This window comes from Streptomyces sp. P9-2B-2 (assembly GCF_030406865.1).
Lineage (GTDB): Bacteria > Actinomycetota > Actinomycetes > Streptomycetales > Streptomycetaceae > Streptomyces > Streptomyces platensis.
In genome coordinates this window covers 337,477-355,494 of record NZ_CP129126.1, presented here as the reverse complement: position 1 = coordinate 355,494, position 18,018 = coordinate 337,477, and the positions used below count along the sequence as shown (strand labels likewise).

Below are 18,018 nucleotides of genomic sequence, written 5' to 3'. Positions count from 1 at the left end.
CGCTGGCCGAGGAGGTGGAAACGGGCCCCGATCGTGCGTGCGGCGAGAGCGGCGAGAGCTTCGAGGGGCAGGCGAACAGTGGGCCATTCGGCCCTCTGACAGCGCCCATCGGCTCATTGAACGAAGGAGGGGCGTCCAGCAGGCTCGACGCGTGGGACGGGTGACTGAGACCTGTTTCCCGCTCTCCACTCCGGAAGAAGGACAGCCATGGAGCCGGAATTGATCACTGTCGGGCTCGACGGCTCACTGGAGAGCCTGGCGGCCGCACAGTGGGCAGCTGACGAGGCGGACCGAGGGAACGCAGTGCTGCGACTCCTCCATGCCTGGATCCTGCTGGCTGCCGAGGCGCCGGACACACCCCCCGACCGCGACCAGAACGCCGGTGCGCGGAAGATCGTGCGTCAGGCCGTGGAAGAGGTCCGTGCACGCCATCCCCACCTGCAGATCATCGAGGACCTGGTGGGATCCGAGGCCTTGCCGGCGCTGCTGCGCGCGGCGGACGAGTCGCGGATGGTCGTGCTCGGGTCACGGGCTCTCACGGCGTGGGAGAGCTATGCACTCGGTGATGTCAGCGTGGACGTCGTCGGCCAGGCGGAGCGGCCGGTCGTTCTGGTCCGTGGGGGCTGGTCGATGAAGTCACCATGGCCTGAATCCGCGGACAACGCCTCACAGGCTCCCGAGCCGCGGATCGTCGTCGGTGTGAGCCTCAACGGCCCCTGCGATCCCCTGCTCGCCTTCGCCTTCGAGGCCGCGGCGAGCCGCGGGCTTCCGTTGCAGGCCGTGCATGGACGCTCGCTCCCCGTGCAGGCGTATGCGCCCTGGGGGATCGATCCCGAAGCCGCCGAGGAAATCACCAAGGAGGCGGAGGATGAGCTGCGGGAAGTCGTACATCCTTGGCGGGACCGCTTCCCTGGCGTGCCGCTACAGCTGACCGTGCTGCCGGAGAGCCCGACCCGGGCCATGGTGCAGACAGTCCCCGGGGCGGAGCTTCTGGCAGTCGGCCGGAGGCGGCATCACCCGTTCCTCGCACCCCGCGTCGGTCCCGTCGCGCACGCCGCGATCCACCACGTGACGTGCCCTGTGGCCGTGGTCCCGCACGACTGAGAGCATGCCTGAGGCAGCGAGCAGACCTGTGCGCGCGGCCGGCCTCATCAGTCGCCCGTCGTCCGCTCAGCCGGTCTGAGCGCTGGGCTGTTTCCCGGTTGCTGCTTCCGAGTGACGAGGCCCGTACGCCCTCCAAGTCCTCGAAGCTGTCTTCATCAACGGCGTGGCCGGTGGTGCGCCCATGGGTCGGGTATGCCGAGGTGCCCAATGCCTGAAAATCCGGCGTCACCGATCAGCGGGTACACGGCGCACGATGTCCTGCTCGATCCGCTGGATGAGCGGTCCGACCGCAGCTGCGACCTGCGGCGACAGCCCGGTGCCGAGGCTGGTGTCGGCCACTTCGACGGCGTAGAGCAGCAACTCTCCCGGCAGTCGGTCCAGCGTGCGGGCGAGGCAGACGGTGTCGCTCAGCGCGAAGCCGTGTGAGCTGGTCTCACCGCGGGACATATCCGGAAGACCGCCATCGGGCCGGAGGCGATGCACGCGTCCGGGCCGCCGGTCCTGGTGGGCGTATGCGGCGTCTACGACGACGGCCAGGTGGACGTCCTCCCACGCGCTGATCAGGCGCGCCGGATCGCCATCGGTACAGAAGAGCCTGACCCCGCGGGGGAGTGGACGATGCTTCCCCCGTTGCGTCAGGCCGGCCACGACCGCCCAGCCCACGCCATCGTCGTGCCGGTAGTCGTTGCCGACACCGATGACGGCGATCCGCATGGCGGCGGGGGTGTCCATGACCGATGCCTTCCCCGCACCCCGGCGAGCGGCTCCTCCTGCGGCCGTGTGTCGCCCGGGCAGACCCATCCGGGGCACGGGCAGAGCCGTCTGGGCCACATCAAGGTCCGGCAGTCACACCTGGGGGATATGTCAGCAGATACTGGCCGCGTCGGCATGATCCGCGACGGAAGGTGAGCGATGCCAGGGGACCGCAGCACCGCGGTGATCGGCACTGACGGGCTGGACGCGCTGATCCGCGTGCTTGCCGCGGGGGGCCGTACGGTCATCGGCCCCACCGTGCGCGACGGTGCGATCGTGCTGGCCGAGATCGCCGGCGGCGACGAACTGCCCTACGGCTGGGGCGTCGAGCTGGAGGCCGGACACTACCGGTTGCGCCCGCGCGACGACGGCGCAGCATTCGCGCACAGCGCGGGCCCGCAGTCCTGGAAGACGTACCTGCACCCGCAGCGGGAGCGGCAGTGGACCGCCGACCGTGGGGCCGACGGCGCGATGACGGTGACCGAGGACGACACCCCGCCGTCGTCGTACGCGTTCCTCGGGGTGCGCCCGTGCGATCTGCGGGCCATCGCGGTACAGGACCGGGTGCTGTCCGGCGGGCCACACACGGACAGCCGGTACCGGGCCCGTCGCGAACGGGCCTTCCTGGTTGCGGTGGAGTGCACGGAGCCGGGAGCGACCTGCTTCTGCACGTCCATGGGCGCCGGACCCGCCGCGGAACCCGGCTACGACCTGGCGCTCACCGAGGTTGTCGACGCCGGTGGCCACCGCTTCTGGGCACGGGCCGGCAGCGAGGAGGGCGCGTCCGTACTGGCCGAGCTCCCACGCACGCCCCCCGACGGGGCGACCGAGACCGCTGCCCGGGAACGGGTCGCCGAGGCGGCCGACCGGATGGGCCGCAGCATGCCGCCCGTGGACCTGCAGATTCTGATGCGCGACACCCTGCACGCCGAGCGCTGGAACGATGTCGCCTCGCGCTGCCTGACCTGCGGCAACTGCACCATGGCGTGCCCTACCTGCTTCTGCACCACCGCCGAGGACGTCACCGACCTGACCGGGGACCACACCGAGCGGTGGCGGCGCTGGGAGTCCTGCTTCGACCTGGAGTTCTCCCATCTGCCCGGTGGCCCGGTCCGTGCCTCCGGCCACAGCCGTTACCGGCAGTGGGCCACCCACAAACTCGGTACCTGGTACGACCAGTTCGGCAGCTCGGGCTGTGTCGGCTGCGGACGGTGCATCGTATGGTGCCCGGTCGGCATCGACATCACCGAGGAGGCCCACGCCCTGAACGATGAGCGCGCGGCAGGAGCGGTGCAGGACGAGGCGCCCTCATGACGGCGGAGGGCCACGGATTTCTCAGCGCTCTGTCGTCCGAACACCGGGACCGGCTGCTCGGTTTCGCCAGTGAAGTCTCCCTCCTCGCCGGCGTCCGCATCTTCGAGGAGGGCGGTGCGGCCGACCGCTTCTGGATCATCCGCTCCGGGCTGGTCGCCCTCGACGTGCACGAGCCGGGCCGAGGCACCACAGTTGTCGAGACCCTGGGTGAGGGGGAACTGCTGGGCTGGTCCTGGCTGTTCGAGCCCTACCGATGGCACCTGGGAGCACAGACCAGGCGCGACGCGGAGGCGTACGAGTTCGACGCGCCCCGGGTCCGCGCCGCGATCGACGAGGACCCCGCCTTCGGTCTGGCAGTGACCCGGTGCGTGGCTGCTGTGGCGATCGGGCGGCGGCTGCGGGCTGCCCGGACCCGCTTGCTGGATCTGTATGGCCCACCTGGTCGCACGGCTGCCGCGGCCGGTGGTGAAGCGCCATGACGGCCGCCCGCCCTGCCCTGGCCCCGTTCCTCTACCGAGTGAGGGGATGCACGGACGAGACCTCCGACACCGCCGAGATCGTCCTCGAACCCATGGCATCGGCACTGCCGCCTTTCGTCCCTGGGCAGTTCGCGATGGTGTACGCCTTCGGCGTGGGCGACATCCCGCTGTCGCTGAGCCGCATCGAAGGGAGCCGGCTGACACACACCGTCCGCGCGGTCGGGGCGGTCTCCGGCGCTTTGCACGGCCTGCGGCCCGGCGCGACGGTTGGCGTACGCGGCCCGTTCGGCACCGGCTGGGATCTGTCCGCGGCTGCCGGGCGGGACCTGCTGGTCGTGGCCGGCGGCCTCGGCCTGGCGCCCCTGCGGCCGCTGGTCGACGATGTGCTTGCCGTGCCCCGGCGCTATGGGCGGCTGAACGTTCTTATCGGCGCCCGCACCCCCGGCGACCTGCTCTGCGCCCAGGACATCGACGGCTGGCGGGCGGCCGGTGCCCGCGTCCAGATCGCCGTCGACCGCCCCGACGACAGATGGCACGGGGACGTGGGAGTGGTGACCGCCCTCCTCGACCGGGCCGCATTCGACCCGGATAATGCGGCGGCGTTCCTCTGCGGCCCCGAGGTGATGATCCGGGCCACCGCCCGCGACCTCACCCATCGCCGGCTCGCCCCGGAACGGATCAGGGTCTCCCTGGAGCGCACCATGCACTGCGGCACCGGACACTGCGGCCACTGCCAGCTCGGCCCGCTGCTGCTGTGTCGCGACGGCCCGGTCGTTCCCTGGACCCAAGCCGAACCACTGCTTTCCGTAAGGGAGTTGTGACGTGTCAGCCATGTCAGGGCGGCGCCCGCAGCTGGCCGTGTGGAAGTTCGCCTCCTGCGACGGCTGCCAGCTCACCCTGCTCGACTGCGAGGACGAACTCCTGGGGATCGCTGAGCGGGTGGAGATCACCCACTTCCTGGAGGCGTCCAGCACGCCCGGCCCGGGGCCGTTCGACCTGTCGCTGGTCGAAGGATCGGTCACGACCGCACAGGACGCCGAGCGGATCCAGCAGATCCGCGCTGCCTCACGCCGCCTGGTCACCATCGGAGCCTGTGCCACCGCGGGCGGCGTCCAGGCGCTGCGCAATTACGCAGACGTGGCGGAGTTCCTGGCCGCGGTCTACGCCCGGCCGGACTTCATCGACACCCTCGCCACCTCCACTCCCATCAGCGCCCATGTTCCCGTCGACTTCGAACTACGCGGCTGCCCCATCGACCGCGGTCAGCTCATCGAGGTCATCACCGCCTACCTGGCCGGCCGTACGCCCGATGTTCCCGCGCACAGCGTGTGCTTCGAGTGCAAGAGGCGTGGCACCGTCTGTGTGACCGTCGCGCACGGTACCCCCTGCCTGGGCCCGGTCACGCACGCCGGGTGCGGCGCGCTGTGCCCCGCGTACGGGCGGGGCTGCTACGGCTGCTTCGGCCCGTCGAACTCGACCAACTTCCCCTCCTTCATCCCGCTGCTGCGCCGCGACGGCATGGACACCCTGGACGTGGTGCGGGTGCTGCGCACGTTCAACACCGCCGCCCCGGAATTCGAGGCGGCCGTGCGGAAGGAACTGCCCGGGTGACCGACCGTGAAGAGAAGGTGCTGCGGGTGGCATCCCTTGCCCGGGTCGAGGGTGAGGGAGCGTTGCATCTGCGTCTCCAGGACGGCGAGGTGGCCGAGGCGCGGCTGAAGATCTATGAACCCCCGCGATTCTTCGAGGCGTTCCTGCGCGGACGCTCCTACACCGAACCGCCCGACATCACCTCCCGGGTGTGCGGCATCTGCCCGGTCGCCTACCAGATGAGCGCCTGCCGCGCGATCGAGGACGCCTGCGGAATCGTCGTGGACGGGCAACTGGCCGCGCTGCGCCGGCTGCTCTACTGCGGCGAATGGATCGAGAGCCAGACCCTGCACATCTACATGCTGCATGCCCCGGACTTCCTCGGAGCCGACAGCGTCATCGGCCTCGCTCGTACCCACCGCACGCATGTCGAGCAAGGCCTCCGGCTCAAGCAGACCGGCAACACCATCATGGAACTGCTCGGCGGCCGCGCCATCCACCCCATCAACGTCCGCATCGGCGGCTTCCACCGCGCACCGACCAGATCGGAACTGCGACCCCTGGGGGAACGGCTCAAGCGTGCCCGGGACGACGCCGAGGCGACCGTACGCTGGGTCGCCGGCTTCGACTTCCCCGATGCCGGGATCGACACCGAACTGCTCGCGCTCGCCGAACCGGGCGTCTACGCCATCGCCTCCGGGACCCCCACCGCGATGGCCGCTCCGGGCGCCGCAGGACTGCCCGCGGGCAGCGACCGTGCGCTCCCGACCCGTACCTTCCCGCTGCATACCTTCCCCGACCACGTCATCGAGACCCAGGTGCCGCACTCCACCGCCCTGCACTCCACGCTCGACGGGCACCGTCATCTCACCGGCACACTCGCCCGGTATGCCATCAGCGGCCGCTGGCTGCCACCTGACGTGCTCCGGACCGCACGGGAGGCCGGACTCGGAGACCCGCGCGAGGGAATGGTGTGCCGCAACCCTTTCCGCAGCATCATCGTCCGCGCCATCGAGGTGCTGTACGCGGTCGGCGAGGCACTGCGCCTGATCGATGACTACGACCCCCCAGCGCGCCCGTACGTCGACGTACCCGCACGGGCGGGCACCGGCCACGGCGCGACAGAGGCACCCCGCGGCCTCCTCTACCACCGCTACACCCTCGACCCCGACGGCACCGTCACCGAGGCCTCCCTGGTCCCGCCCACCGCCCAGAACCAGGCCGCGATCGAGCAGGACCTGCACCGCTCGGTGCAACAACGTCTCGGCGCCGGCGCCCACCCCACCGACACCGAGCTGACCGCCCTGTGCGAACGGGTGATCCGCAACCACGATCCGTGCATCTCCTGCTCCGCACACTTCCTCGATCTCACCGTCGCGCGCACCTGAGGGCGTTGGGGCCCACCAGGCCCGGTGGGGCCCCACCCGGCCCTACCCAGGAGCTTCGGTGACCGGCAGGCTCGGCAGCACAGGGCTCCCTGCCCGGGAGCCCATGAACCTCAGACAGACGTGTCCCGGAAGGACCGGCCCGAGATGAGGCGTCGCAGCGTTGCCGATCTGATGACACCCAACGCCGTCGTGGTCCAGCCGGGCACCCCGTTCAGGGAGATTGCGCACCTCCTCGAGGAGTACGAGATCACCGCCGTGCCACCGCCACCCAGGGACGGAAGACAGCGGAGCCGGATCGACCTGTCCAGGGCCTGCCTTCGGAAGGAGAGGGAGCATGACCAGCTACGACGTACACAAACCGGTGGTGGTGGGGGTCTCCCGTGCGACGACGGCCCGAAGTGCGGTGGAGTGGGCGGCGGATGCCGCGGCCAGGCGGGGGGCCCCGCTGTGCTTGGTACATGCTCAGGAGTGGCCCGCCGGGGCCGCCCCGAAGGACCGGCACGATGCGCCGGAGCAGGTCTGGGCCTCGCATTTCCGCGCCGCCGGGCAGACACTCCTCAACGACCACGGGCAGTCGGCAGCGGAGCGTGTACCCGGTCTGGAGATCACCACGAAACTGCTCGACGGCCGCCCGGCGTCCGTTCTGCGCGAGGTGGCCGAGGAAGCTTCCCTGCTGGTGGTAGGCGTTCATCGGGTGTCGGGGCCGGGTGAGATCATCACATTCGGCGGTGCCGGGCCGGCCCTCGTCGGGCACCCTCTGTGTCCGGTCGTGCTCGTCATGGAGCCGGCACACGGCGACCCGCTCGGCCCTGTCATGGTGGGGGTGGACGGTTCCGCGGCCTCGGCGCCTGCGGTGGCGTTCGCCTTCGCGGAGGCCGCCGCGTGGGGCGCGGACCTATTGGCGGTGCAGGTACGCCGCCCACGCCACGGCGATTGGCCCGAAGACCTGGAAGAGTCTGCCATCGACGTCTCCGAGGCGCTCGCCGGTTGGCGGGAGAAGTACCCGCAGGTCATGGTGCGAGAGCAGGTGATGGTCGGAAACCCGGCGGCGAAGTTGGCCGAGGCGGCCGTGGACGCACGCTGCCTGGTGGTGGGGACACGCGGGGTGGGCGGGTTCCGCGGCATGGTGCTCGGTTCGACCAGCCGCACCCTCTCGCACATGGCGCCCGGGTCCCTTGTCGTTGTCCCGGGGGAGTCCGCATCGGGGTGATTGCCGTTCAGAGGGGCACGCCCTGGGTGCGTTCGACCAGAAACCGCGTACAGCCGTCCAGAGTGGTCAGGCGGGGCGTGTCCTCGTCGTCGATACGGATTCCCGTGCGCCCGCTGAGGATCTCGACAAAGCTGAGAAAGTCCAGTGAGTCCATTTCGACAGTGTCCCGGAACGTGCTGTCGGGCCGCAGTGTGCTGAGGTCGGCTCCCGGGATGACCTCCTCGATGGCATCTCGCACCACATTCAGTGCCTCATCGCGATTCATAGTTCCTCCGGATGCTGCAAGAGGCGGTCGACGGCCGTCAGATAGCGGGCGCCGGTGATGCCGTCGGTCGCCCGGTGGTCAGCCGACAGGGTGGCGGTGACCTGGGGGCGTACTCCGATCATTCCTCCTACGGCACACGGCCGCTCGACGACGCGACCGAAGCCGACGAGCGCCACCTGAGGCGGGTGGATGACACCGAATACGGTCTCCACCCCCTGGTCGCCGAGACTGGTGACGGTGAGGGTTGCCGTGGAGACTTCGGCGCCGCGCAGCCTGCCTCCACGGGCGCGGCTCACCAGATCTCTCAGCTTGGCCATCAGCTGTCCGAGCTCAAGGGCGTCGGCGGCGTGGAGCGCGGGCGCGATGAGCCCACCACCGCGCAAAGACACGGCGACTCCGAGGTGCACGCCGTCGCCCGGGGTGAAATGGTCCTCGGACCAGAAGCCGTTGAGGTCCGGAACTTCCCGAGCCGCGAGGGCTGCCGCCTTCAGCAACAAGGCTGCGGGCAAAAGCCGTTCGGCGAGGGGGCGGCGCCGGTTGTGTTCGTGCAGCCAGTCCATCGCCGCCGCCATATCGACCGTGGTGGCCAGGTAGTAGTGCGGTACCTCGCGGTTCGCCCGTGTCATGAGGTCGGCGATCGCCTGGCGAGCGCCGGCCGTGCTGATCGCGGTGCGTGAGGTTGCCGGTGCTGCGCCGGGGGCGGGTGAGGGCGGGGGCGCGTGGTCCTTGGCGGCCTTGCGCACGTCCGCGGCGCGGACGGCACCACGCTGCCCGGTTCCGGTCACCGTACCCAGGTCCACGGTGAGTTCGTCGGCGAGCCGCCGGGCGAGCGGAGTCGCCCGGACCCGCGGCGGCCGGGCGGCGGAGCCGACGGCCCGGTCGAGGTCTGTCCGCGTGATACGGCCGCCGGGGCCTGAGCCTTCAAGGGTCTGCCAGTTGATGCCTCGCTGCTCGGCGAGGTGACGGATCAGTGGGCCCGCTTCGGCGTGTCGGCCGTCGGCGGAGGCGGGGGCAACCACAGGTTCACTCTTCGGCTTTCGCTCGGTAGCGGCCGGTCGGGATGCGGCGCGGGCGCGTGTACGAGCCCTCGTGCGCTCCGCGGCCGCGTCCGCGTCCGCGCGCATCGTGGGCCGGGACGTGGCGGCCGTCGGTTCGATGAGGGCGAGAGGCGCGCCCACGGGCACCGTCGTACCGGGCTCCACGAGCAACCGGCCCACCGTGCCGGTCTCGAAGCACTCCACCTCGATCGCGGACTTCGCCGTCTCGACGACCGCGATCGGGTCCCCTTTGGAGACCTGGTCACCGGGCGTCACCAGCCACTCCTGGAGTATTCCCTCGTCCATGTCGGCGCCGAGTGAGGGCATCACGAATTCGGCCATGTCAGTCCACCGCCCGGTGTGCCGCCGCGACGATGTCGGCGGTCTGCGGGAGCGCGGCTTCTTCGAGCTGGCGGGCGTACGGAATCGGCACTTCCGCACTGCATACGCGCTCTACCGGAGCGTCCAGCTCGTAGAAGGAGTGCTCGGTGAGCCGAGCGGAAACCTCGGCCGCCAGACTGCCGGTGCGCCATGCCTCGTCCACGATCACCGCCCGGTGGGTTCGGGCCACGGAGGCGGCGAGGGTCGCATCGTCGAGCGGTCGCAGGGTTCGCAGATCGATCACCTCGACGCTGAGGCCGTCGGCGGCCAACTGATCGGCCGCGGCAAGGGCTTTGGGGAGCGATCCCCCGTACGTGATGAGCGAGAGGTCGGTGCCGGGCCTGCGGATCGCGGCGTGATCGAGGTCCGCGGCGCCGTCGGGAGCCGGTCCGATGGAGCCGGCGACGTTGTACAGGCTGCCGTGCTCGAAGAGCAGCACCGGGTCGGGGTCTGCAAGTGCGGGGGCGAGCATGTACCGGGCGTCATCGAGGGTGGCCGGCGCCAGGACGCGGATTCCGGGAATGTGGGCGTACCAGCCCTCAAGGCTGTGCGAGTGCTGTGCGGCCAGCTGCCGTCCGGCGCCGGTGGTCATCCGGATCACCAGAGGGACCGCAAGCTGACCGCCGGACATGTGCAGCAAAGTGGCGGCGTTGTTGAGGATCTGGTCGAGGGCGAGCAGGCTGAAGTTCACCGTCATGATCTCGACGATGGGGCGCATACCGTTGAGGGCTGCGCCGATGCCCGCCCCTACGAAGGCCGACTCCGACAGTGGAGTGTCGCGGATACGTTCCGGGCCGAACTCCTCCAACAGGCCGAGACTGACGCCGAAGCAGCCGCCGTACCGCCCGATGTCCTCACCCATGAGAAAGACCCGGTCATCGCCGCGCAAGGCATCTCGCAGCGCCTCGCGCAGGGCTTCCCGGTACGTCGTCTCCGACTCTTTCGAGCCTTTGCGGGTGACCACCATCGTCATCCCACCTCCGGGGCGCCGCCGGTCACATGGCGCGTCAGGTCTTCGACCGGCTCCCGCGGGGCACGTTCCGCCGCCTCGACCGCACGGTCGATCTCGTCGCTCACCCGGCTCTCCATGGTTGCGAGCCCCGCATCGTCCAACTCTCCTTCCTCCCGCATCCGTTCCGTGAGCTTGTCGAGCGGGTCCTGCTGTTTCCACCTCTCGATCTCCGCTTTGTCGCGATAGCGGTCGGGGTCGTACATGGAATGGGCGCGGAAGCGGTACGTGCGCATTTCGAGGAAGTGCGGCCCGGAACCACCCCTGATGGCGGCGGTGGCCCGGCGCGCGGTGCGCTCGACGGCCTCGACGTCCATCCCGTCCACGGCCCACGCCACCATGCCGTACGACGCCGCCCGCATGGCCAGGTCGGTCTGCGCCTCGTGCCGTTCCACGGCAGTACCCATGGCGTACAGGTTGTTCTCACAGACGAGCAGCAGGGGCAGGTCCCAGAGTGCGGCGAGGTTCGCCGTCTCGTGGAACTCGCCTTCGGCAAAGGCCCCGTCGCCGAAGAAGCAGCAGGTGACTCGCGGCATCCCACGCAGATGATCGGCGAGGGCCAGCCCCGCGGCCAGCGGGATACCGCCGGCGACGATGGCGTTGCCACCGTAGAACCGCCGGGCCGTGTCGAAGAGGTGCATGGACCCGCCGCGTCCTCCGCTGCAACCGGTTGTCTTCCCGTACATCTCTGCCATCACGGCCTCGGCGGGAACGCCCCGGGCGAGGGCATGGCCGTGTTCCCGGTACGTGGAGACGACGGCGTCGTCCGCAGTGAGTGTCTCGTTGACGCCGCACGCGACGGCTTCCTCCCCGATGTAGAGGTGGACGAAGCCGCGGATTTTCGTGGCGCTGTACAGCTCGACACAGCGCTCCTCGAACCGGCGGATGCGCAGCATGCCCGTCAGCAAGTCAGCGCGATGCTCAGCCCGGCCGGAGTGGGCCGCTGCTGTGCCGGGCCGAGCCGCCCCCGTGGTCGTCCGGGCCACGTTGGCTGTGGCACGCGAGTCGCCGGTGCTGGTTGCCGTGCGGTGTTTACGAGTTGCGCGGGCAGTGCTCATGCCGATTCCTCCAGGGTGGAGATGTCGCCGGCAGGCAGGCCGAGTTCGCGGGAACGCAGCAGACGTCGCATGACTTTGCCGCTGCGGGTCTTGGGCAGGTTCGGTTCGAAGGCGATCTCTTTGGGGGCCACGGCGGGGCCGAGCCGCTGACGGGCGAAACCCAGCAGTTCGCGCTTCAGGCCCGGCGTCGGCGAATTACCCGGACGCAGCGACACAAACGCCTTGACCACGTTCCCTACGACGGGATCGGGCCGGCCGATCACTCCCGCCTCGGCCACGGCCGGATGCTCCATCAGCGCGCTCTCCACCTCGAACGGCCCGATCAGGTGGCCCGCCGACTTGATGACGTCGTCGGCCCGGCCGACGAACCAGTACCAGCCGTCGCTGTCCCGTCTGACCAGATCACCTGTCAGATACCAGCCATCGGCGAAAGCAGCCGCGTAGCGCTTCTCGTCGTCCAGGTAAGCGCGGAACATCGACGGCCATCCTGGACGCAGGGCCAGCTCGCCCTCCCTGCCCGGCTCTTCCAGAACGGTGACCCGGCCGTCGGTGACCCGAGCGCGACCGTCATCGCCGCGCTCCAGAACTGCCGCTTCAACGCCGGGCAGTGGGCGGCCCATCGAGCCCGGCCGGATCTCGCACGACACATAGTTGGCGATCATGATGCAGCCGGTCTCCGTCTGCCACCAGTTGTCGTGAATGGGCAGGCCGAGTACCTCCTGGCCCCACACGACGGCCTCGGGGTTGAGGGGCTCACCGACCGAAGCGACGAAGCGCAGCGCCGACAGGTCGTAGGAAGCGGGCAGTGTGTGCGATCCCTGCCGTGGGGTGGCCCGCATCAGCATGCGCAGGGCGGTGGGCGCTGTGTACCAGACGGTCACCTGTTGCTCGGCGAGGATCCGGTACCAGCGCCGGGTGTCAAAGTCGCCTTCGTCGACGACGAGCGTTACGCCGTGCGCGAGCGGGGCCATGATGCCGTACGACATTCCGGTGACCCAGCCGGGATCGGCGGTGCACCAGTAGACGTCGTCGGGGTGCAGGTCGAGTGCGGCGGCAGCGGTGGCGTGGTGGGCGACGACCGCTTCGTGGACGTGGACTGCGCCTTTGGGGGCTCCGGTGGTCCCACTGGTGAAATGCAGCAGGGCGGGAGTCTCCGGCGGCGTGGGAGGAATGCTGAAGGTGTCCGGGGCGTTGGCCATCAGGGCATCGAACGAGTGCACCTCGGGGAGGTCGTCGGCGCCCGGTCCCACGATCAGGACGTGTTCCAGGCCGGGCAGTGCAGCCCGGCGGTCGGCGATCTTGCGCCGGTACAGGTCCGCCGTGGTCACCAGAACGCGGCCGTCACCGAGCTGGAGACGCTGCGCGGCCGGGTCCGGGCCGAACGCGGAGAAGAGCGGGCACAGCACGCTGGTGTTCTTGAGGGCGCCCAGCACGGTGGTGTACAGCTCAGGACAGCGGCCCAGCAGGGTGAACACCCGATCACCGCGGCCCACACCGAGTGACCGCAGCACCTGCGCAAAGCGCGCGGTACGGCGCTTCAGGTCGGAGTAGGTGACGGAGGAGACCGAGTCATCACGTGCGATACACCGGAGGGCCACTTTCTCGCCCTGCACGGCGGCATGCCGGTCGACGGCCTCGTATGCCATGTTCAGCCCGCCGCCGGGAAGCCCTGCCAGGGCTTTCCTCGCCTGTGACCAGGTGAATTCCGTCCGTGCCCGGTCATAGTCCGGGAGATTCGGGGCGACGCGTGCCGCGGCGACATCCTTACGGATCGTCTCCCAGGCCATGGCGGCTCCTTCCGGCGCGGGGCCTGCCTCCACGGTCCCTGAAGGGTGGCTCGGAACGCATGGGGCCGAAGGGCCCGGGACCGGGGCCGGTAGGACCGGCCGAAGCCCCGAAGCCCGCCACCTCCTACCCGTCTGACCCGGCGCCTTTCGCTGCCCAGCGCCGACGAACTGCGTCCTCGTGCTCCGACTGCTCCAGAGCGAGTTCGATGGCGGCGAGGTCCTGCTGAAGGCGGGGAATCCGTAGCCGGCGCAGTGCTCTGACCCGCAACCGTGTGCTGCGCACCCGCCCTTCGACCATGCGGCAGGCGGCCGTCGCGGTGCCGTACTCGGCGGCGGCCGCGACTGTGGCGGAGTACGCCGTCCGTGCGTGGACCAGGGCCGTATTGCCGGGTGCTGCCTCGGATGCGGCTCTGATGCCGACGGAGACGGTCACCCGGCCCGGGTGCCGTACGCCGAGGGAATCGCTCCACTCCACGGTGACATCGGCTGCCGATACCCGCGAGGCGGTCCGCAGGGCGCTCTCACCACCGAGCAGCAGTCCGCGCCGCAGCCATGTCCGTGCCTCGCGGACGCGCGCCTCCCAGGCGGCACGGGCGGTCGCCTCGGCCTGCCGCCTGCGGTCCAGTTCGCTCTGCAGGAGGTGCAGCTGCCGGTCGAGCAGATCGGCGCCACGCGTGGCGACCTGGAGGCTGTGGCGCAGACGCAGTCGAGCCGCACGGCCGACGGGTGCGGGAGAGGCCGGTGTCACGGCGAGACCTCGCTCTCCGGGGCGGCGGAGTTGCTGGGGAGATGTGCGTCGAGCAACGCGGCCGGAAGCATGCCCAGTTCGCTTCGCGGCAGCGTCAGCAGGACTTGCCACGCGCGCTCCAGGGAGTCGTCCAGAGCCAGTCGCTGGTTACGCCCTTGGTGCAGAAAGCCGTGTAGGAAGGCCGGATACATGTCGAGGTAATGACGGTCGGCCGGGCTCAGGGCGGATTCTCCGGCGAGATCGGCGAGTTCACCGGCCTGCCGCGCGCGGGCGAGCGCGGCAAGGAGTTGCGCCGCCACGTCCAGGTGGTCGGGGCGGGTCCTGCCCGGACCGGCGCCTTTGCGCATCAGGCGGGAGAGTGAGGACAGGGCGTCCACAGGGGGGTAGACGCCCTGGGCGTGGACCTGCGGGGAGAGCACGATCTGGCCTTCGGTGATGTATCCGGTCAGGTCGGGTACCGGGTGGGTGATGTCGCCCGCGGGCATGGTGAGGACGGGCAGCACCGTGACCGAGCCGGGCCGGTCGATGATGCGCCCGCACCGCTCGTAAAGGGAAGCCAAGTCGCTGTAGAGGTATCCGGGGTAGGCGCGGCGGGCCGGAATCTCACCGCGGGCGGCGGACACCTCGCGCAGGGCCTCGGCGTAGGCCGTCATATCCGTCATGATCACCAATACGTGCCTGCCTCCGGTGAAGGCGAGATGTTCGGCGACGGTGAGTGCCAGGCGCGGTGTGAGGATGCGTTCGATCACTGGATCGTCCGCGGTGTTGAGCAGCAAGGAGAGTTCACCGGCTGCCGAGCGTTCCTCCAGTGCTTCGCTGACGAAGAAGGCGTCCGCGTGGGTGAGACCCATGCCTGCGAAAACGACGCTGAACCGCTCGCCGGCGGTCGTGGCCTGAGCTGCGATCTGGACAGCGAGTTCCAGGTGGGGGAGCCCCGCCACGGAGAAGATCGGCAACTTCTGTCCACGTACCAGTGTGGTGAGCGCGTCGACGGCGGCGACGCCGGTGAGCACCGGCTCGGCGGGTGGCTGTCGGCGCACCGGGTTGATCGCCACCCCCTCCACCGGCGCCGATGCGGCCCCGAAGACGGGGGGACCGCCGTCGAGCGGGGTGCCCTTGCCGTCGCAGGTCCGTCCCAGCCAGCCCTCCCCGACGGGAACCTTCAGCGGAGACCCGCTGAAGGCGACCCGCAGCGCGGCCGGATCCATGCCGCTGGTGTTCTCCAGCACCTCGACCACGGCGAGGTCGTCCTTCACTTCCAGCACCACGGCATGCCGACGCTCCCCCGAGCCGAGGGTGATGGTGACGAACTCGTCCCAGCCGACCCCGGTGACCCCCGCGACGACGACGAGCGGCCCACGCAACTCCCGCACCGTGGTGTACTCGACGGGCTCGGGACCGGTAATCACGGCAGCTCGTCCAGGACGCCGAGGACCGCGTCACGACTGGCCTCCACCACTGCGGTGTCATCCGGCCCGGCCTCTTCGCGTGCTCTGAGGAGAGCGGTGAAGTCCGCTTGCTCGATGCTTTCCGGCGGGAGCCCGGAGACGACGAGGGTGCGGCACCGCTCGACGACGGCGAGCACGGCGTCGACGAGCGCAGCCGTCTTGGCCGGAGTGCTGTGGGCATCGGTGGGGGAGAGGGCGCTTTGTTGCAGGACTGCCTCCCGGACCAGGCGGCCGGCGAGGACACTGATGCGCTCGTGCGCGGGCAGCGCAGTGATGCCGACCAGGTCGACCAGGTCTGCCAGGCGGTCCGCCTCCGCCAGCAGACCGGCCACGGCGGCGCGCCGACCGGCCGCTTCCCGCTCGGCTCCTGCGGCCGGGCCGCCGGTCAGGACGTCGGCGTCACGGGAGAAGGAGTGCGACCACGAAACTGCCGGGTAGTGGCGGGCATAGGCCAGGTCCCGGTCCAGTGTCCACAGGCCGCGCACGAACCGTTCGGTGTGCGAGGTGACCGGCTCGGCCATATCGCCGCCGGGTGGGGAGACCGCACCGATGACCGTCACCGAACCGGGCCCCGCCCCCAGCGTCGTCACCGCCGCGGCTCGCTCGTAGAACGCCGCGAGGGCGGAGGCCAGACCGGCCGGATAGCCCTCTTCCGCGGGGAGCGCGCCGGTCCGGGACGCGAACTCCCTGAGGGCCTCGGCCCATCGGGACGTGGAGTCGGCGATGACCACGACGTCGTACCCCATGTCCCGGAAGTACTCGGCGACGGTGACGCCCGTGTAGACACTGGCCTCGCGGGCCATCATCGGCATGTTGGAGGTATTGGCGATGATCACCGTGCGGTCGGCGAGGCGCCCTCCGGTCCGCGGGTCGCTCAGCGCGGCGAAATCCGTGATGACATCCGCCATCTCGTTGCCGCGCTCTCCGCAGCCGATGTAGACGATGACATCGGCGTCGCACCACTTGGCGATCTGCTGCAGCAGTACGGTTTTGCCCGTGCCAAAACCCCCGGGCACCGCGACGGTGCTGCCGCACGCCACGGGAAAGAGCAGATCGATCACCCGTTGCCCGGTGGCCAGAGGAACCTGGGCGGGGACCCGCTCGCGGACCGGACGCGCACGGCGTACCGGCCAGCTTGTCCTGGCCCGGATCTCGACGCCGCCGACGACGGCGAGGACTGCGTCCTCGGGATGCTCTCCTCCGGCGGCGATGAACTCGACTTCGCCGGAGCAGCCGGGCGGTACCAGGATGCGGGGCCGCAGGCTCCCTGTGGTGGCTACTTCCCCTATGACGCTCCCTTCCGTCACGTGCCGGTCGTCGGGGACGGACGGGGTGAACAGCCACGTGCGGCTGGGCTCGGGATCCCCATGCGTCCCTGGCCTGAGCCAGTCCCCGGCGGCCGCCAGGGGCCGCAGCAACCCATCGAACACGCCGCCCAACAGGGCGGGGGACAGCTGCGCGGACACCGGGGCACCCAACGCGTGGGCGTGGTGCCCCGGTGCCAGACCACCGGTGTATTCGTAGGCCTGGACCGTGACGCGGGATGTGGTGATCGCGACCACCTCCGCGGGCAGCTGAGATGCGCCGAGCAGAACCATGTCGTTCATGGCCACATCGCCCGCGTACTCCAGCTCGACGAGCGGTCCGGCCACCCGCAGGATGCGGCTGGGCCGAGGCCGGGTGGCGCTGCGCCCCGCGGCGGTCAGGTCTTCCACAGGGACTCGATCTCCGCCCCGGCGCGGTCCAGCGCCCGAGCGGCCATGGCGTCGAGGCTCAGGTCGGTGGCGCGGCCGGGAGCCGTGCCGACCACGCCACCGTGCGGGTGATCGGCGACAGTGGCACCGGAGCCCAGCATGCGGCGGGCGCGTTGGGCCAGCCGGTCGTGGACGGCGGGGTATGTCTCCTCCCATCGGAGGTTCCGAACGTGGTCGACAACCCGCCGGTGCAGGTCATCGCACGCCTGCGCCTTCGCCCGGAGGAGCTCGCTGCGGGCTTCGCGGCGTGCCTGGGCCAGGGCGGCTTCCGCATCGCGTGCACCTTGGGCCTCGCCCTGGAGGCGGGCCTCGCGGAGGAGCGCCTCGGACTGCGCGCGTGCTCCGGCGATCACCGCCAGGGTGTCGCGGCGGGCGTCGGCGATGAGCTGGTCGGCCTCCTCCCGGGCGGTGTGCAGCAACGCGGCCCGAACTGGGTCGAGTGGGTCGGTCGGGACGGTCGGGTCTGCGGTCACGGGGGCATCACCACCGTCAGCGGCCGCGGCGCGTTGAGCACATCGGGACCCAAGGCCGCAGCGGCGGCCGGCGTGAGGATTACCAGGGCGACGTCATCGGGGAGCTCCTGCCAGACGGCACGGACGCTTTCGGGTGCTTCGGCAGGCCGCACGCTTACTCCCGCAAGGGCAAACCCTGAGGTTTGCGTCGCTTCTCCGAGGGCGACGACGGTGCCCATGC

General features: G+C 70.3%; 18 protein-coding genes and 1 pseudogene. 8 read left to right on the top strand and 11 right to left on the bottom strand.

Translation table 11 applies throughout. The annotated features are described in order from the left end of the window. The first annotated feature begins 207 nt into the window (after positions 1–207). Complete coding sequence (locus QT196_RS01685; RefSeq protein WP_168476896.1) at positions 208–1,104, top strand: universal stress protein; 897 nt, start codon at positions 208–210, stop codon at positions 1,102–1,104. Positions 1,105–1,329: 225 nt separating this feature from the next. Here the strand turns inward: QT196_RS01685 and QT196_RS01680 are convergent, their stop codons facing one another. Further along, a complete protein-coding gene (locus QT196_RS01680; RefSeq protein ID WP_290354164.1) occupies positions 1,330–1,836 on the bottom strand; it encodes a hydrogenase maturation protease in 507 nt (168 codons plus the stop codon). A gap of 180 nt (positions 1,837–2,016) precedes the next feature. On the opposite strand from QT196_RS01680, the gene QT196_RS01675 reads away from it, so the two are divergent. The 7 genes and pseudogenes from QT196_RS01675 to QT196_RS01650 all read left to right on the top strand — a co-directional run bounded on the left by QT196_RS01675 (position 2,017) and on the right by QT196_RS01650 (position 7,838). Further along, positions 2,017–3,171 carry a 4Fe-4S dicluster domain-containing protein gene (locus QT196_RS01675; RefSeq protein ID WP_290354163.1) on the top strand — a complete coding sequence of 385 codons (1,155 nt, stop codon included), beginning with the start codon at positions 2,017–2,019 and terminating at the stop codon, positions 3,169–3,171. After that, a complete protein-coding gene (locus QT196_RS01670; protein ID WP_168476890.1) occupies positions 3,168–3,650 on the top strand; it encodes a cyclic nucleotide-binding domain-containing protein in 483 nt (160 codons plus the stop codon). Before QT196_RS01675 ends, QT196_RS01670 begins: the two co-directional genes overlap by 4 nt. Next, entirely contained in the window at positions 3,647–4,471 is an 825-nt protein-coding gene (locus QT196_RS01665; RefSeq protein ID WP_290354162.1) for an FAD/NAD(P)-binding protein, read from the top strand. Before QT196_RS01670 ends, QT196_RS01665 begins: the two co-directional genes overlap by 4 nt. A gap of 10 nt (positions 4,472–4,481) precedes the next feature. Further along, entirely contained in the window at positions 4,482–5,261 is a 780-nt protein-coding gene (locus tag QT196_RS01660; protein ID WP_290356596.1) for an oxidoreductase, read from the top strand. Next, positions 5,258–6,628, top strand: coding sequence for a nickel-dependent hydrogenase large subunit (locus tag QT196_RS01655; protein ID WP_290354161.1), 1,371 nt, complete (start codon positions 5,258–5,260; stop codon positions 6,626–6,628). The genes QT196_RS01660 and QT196_RS01655 overlap by 4 nt, the downstream gene beginning before the upstream one ends. A gap of 144 nt (positions 6,629–6,772) precedes the next feature. Continuing rightward, a pseudogene (locus QT196_RS39320) lies at positions 6,773–6,889 on the top strand (CBS domain-containing protein); the annotation flags it as partial. Positions 6,890–6,962: 73 nt separating this feature from the next. Further along, positions 6,963–7,838 carry a universal stress protein gene (locus tag QT196_RS01650; protein WP_266735468.1) on the top strand — a complete coding sequence of 292 codons (876 nt, stop codon included), beginning with the start codon at positions 6,963–6,965 and terminating at the stop codon, positions 7,836–7,838. 7 nt (positions 7,839–7,845) lie between these two features. Here QT196_RS01650 and QT196_RS01645 read toward each other — a convergent pair whose 3' ends face one another. The 10 genes from QT196_RS01645 to QT196_RS01600 all read right to left on the bottom strand — a co-directional run bounded on the left by QT196_RS01645 (position 7,846) and on the right by QT196_RS01600 (position 18,016). Continuing rightward, positions 7,846–8,103 carry an acyl carrier protein gene (locus tag QT196_RS01645; RefSeq protein WP_168476882.1) on the bottom strand — a complete coding sequence of 86 codons (258 nt, stop codon included), beginning with the start codon at positions 8,101–8,103 and terminating at the stop codon, positions 7,846–7,848. Continuing rightward, positions 8,100–9,482 carry a dihydrolipoamide acetyltransferase family protein gene (locus QT196_RS01640; protein WP_290354160.1) on the bottom strand — a complete coding sequence of 461 codons (1,383 nt, stop codon included), beginning with the start codon at positions 9,480–9,482 and terminating at the stop codon, positions 8,100–8,102. The genes QT196_RS01645 and QT196_RS01640 overlap by 4 nt, the downstream gene beginning before the upstream one ends. A 1-nt stretch (position 9,483) precedes the next feature. After that, the gene (locus tag QT196_RS01635) at positions 9,484–10,494 is read right to left on the bottom strand and encodes an alpha-ketoacid dehydrogenase subunit beta (RefSeq protein WP_168476878.1); all 1,011 of its coding nucleotides are present in this window, start codon (positions 10,492–10,494) and stop codon (positions 9,484–9,486) included. Then, on the bottom strand, positions 10,491–11,426 hold the full coding sequence (gene pdhA, locus QT196_RS01630) for a pyruvate dehydrogenase (acetyl-transferring) E1 component subunit alpha (protein ID WP_248000968.1): 936 nt from the start codon (positions 11,424–11,426) through the stop codon (positions 10,491–10,493). The genes QT196_RS01635 and pdhA overlap by 4 nt, the downstream gene beginning before the upstream one ends. 158 nt (positions 11,427–11,584) lie before the next feature. Further along, a complete protein-coding gene (gene acsA, locus QT196_RS01625; protein WP_266735476.1) occupies positions 11,585–13,375 on the bottom strand; it encodes an acetate--CoA ligase in 1,791 nt (596 codons plus the stop codon). A gap of 124 nt (positions 13,376–13,499) precedes the next feature. Continuing rightward, positions 13,500–14,123 carry a V-type ATP synthase subunit D gene (locus QT196_RS01620; RefSeq protein ID WP_211117264.1) on the bottom strand — a complete coding sequence of 208 codons (624 nt, stop codon included), beginning with the start codon at positions 14,121–14,123 and terminating at the stop codon, positions 13,500–13,502. Further along, positions 14,120–15,529 (bottom strand): V-type ATP synthase subunit B, encoded by a 1,410-nt coding sequence (locus QT196_RS01615; protein ID WP_168483493.1) that lies wholly within the window; start codon positions 15,527–15,529, stop codon positions 14,120–14,122. Before QT196_RS01615 ends, QT196_RS01620 begins: the two co-directional genes overlap by 4 nt. After that, complete coding sequence (locus tag QT196_RS01610; protein WP_168476872.1) at positions 15,529–17,286, bottom strand: V-type ATP synthase subunit A; 1,758 nt, start codon at positions 17,284–17,286, stop codon at positions 15,529–15,531. The genes QT196_RS01615 and QT196_RS01610 overlap by 1 nt, the downstream gene beginning before the upstream one ends. Continuing rightward, complete coding sequence (locus QT196_RS01605; protein ID WP_168476334.1) at positions 17,274–17,798, bottom strand: V-type ATP synthase subunit E; 525 nt, start codon at positions 17,796–17,798, stop codon at positions 17,274–17,276. Before QT196_RS01605 ends, QT196_RS01610 begins: the two co-directional genes overlap by 13 nt. Then, on the bottom strand, positions 17,795–18,016 hold the full coding sequence (locus QT196_RS01600; protein WP_211117263.1) for a V-type ATP synthase subunit F: 222 nt from the start codon (positions 18,014–18,016) through the stop codon (positions 17,795–17,797). The genes QT196_RS01605 and QT196_RS01600 overlap by 4 nt, the downstream gene beginning before the upstream one ends. Positions 18,017–18,018 lie beyond the last annotated feature (2 nt).

Excerpts from the sequence above, each read along its gene's own strand:
- QT196_RS01685 (WP_168476896.1), top strand. The coding sequence starts at position 208 with ATGGAGCCGGAATTGATCACTGTCGGGCTCGACGGCTCACTGGAGAGC.
- QT196_RS01680 (WP_290354164.1), bottom strand. The coding sequence starts at position 1,836 with ATGGACACCCCCGCCGCCATGCGGATCGCCGTCATCGGTGTCGGCAAC.
- QT196_RS01675 (WP_290354163.1), top strand. The coding sequence starts at position 2,017 with ATGCCAGGGGACCGCAGCACCGCGGTGATCGGCACTGACGGGCTGGAC.
- QT196_RS01670 (WP_168476890.1), top strand. The coding sequence starts at position 3,168 with ATGACGGCGGAGGGCCACGGATTTCTCAGCGCTCTGTCGTCCGAACAC.
- QT196_RS01665 (WP_290354162.1), top strand. The coding sequence starts at position 3,647 with ATGACGGCCGCCCGCCCTGCCCTGGCCCCGTTCCTCTACCGAGTGAGG.
- QT196_RS01660 (WP_290356596.1), top strand. The coding sequence starts at position 4,482 with ATGTCAGGGCGGCGCCCGCAGCTGGCCGTGTGGAAGTTCGCCTCCTGC.
- QT196_RS01650 (WP_266735468.1), top strand. The coding sequence starts at position 6,963 with ATGACCAGCTACGACGTACACAAACCGGTGGTGGTGGGGGTCTCCCGT.
- QT196_RS01645 (WP_168476882.1), bottom strand. The coding sequence starts at position 8,103 with ATGAATCGCGATGAGGCACTGAATGTGGTGCGAGATGCCATCGAGGAG.
- QT196_RS01640 (WP_290354160.1), bottom strand. The coding sequence starts at position 9,482 with ATGGCCGAATTCGTGATGCCCTCACTCGGCGCCGACATGGACGAGGGA.
- QT196_RS01635 (WP_168476878.1), bottom strand. The coding sequence starts at position 10,494 with ATGACGATGGTGGTCACCCGCAAAGGCTCGAAAGAGTCGGAGACGACG.
- pdhA (WP_248000968.1), bottom strand. The coding sequence starts at position 11,426 with ATGCTGCGCATCCGCCGGTTCGAGGAGCGCTGTGTCGAGCTGTACAGC.
- acsA (WP_266735476.1), bottom strand. The coding sequence starts at position 13,375 with ATGGCCTGGGAGACGATCCGTAAGGATGTCGCCGCGGCACGCGTCGCC.
- QT196_RS01600 (WP_211117263.1), bottom strand. The coding sequence starts at position 18,016 with ATGGGCACCGTCGTCGCCCTCGGAGAAGCGACGCAAACCTCAGGGTTT.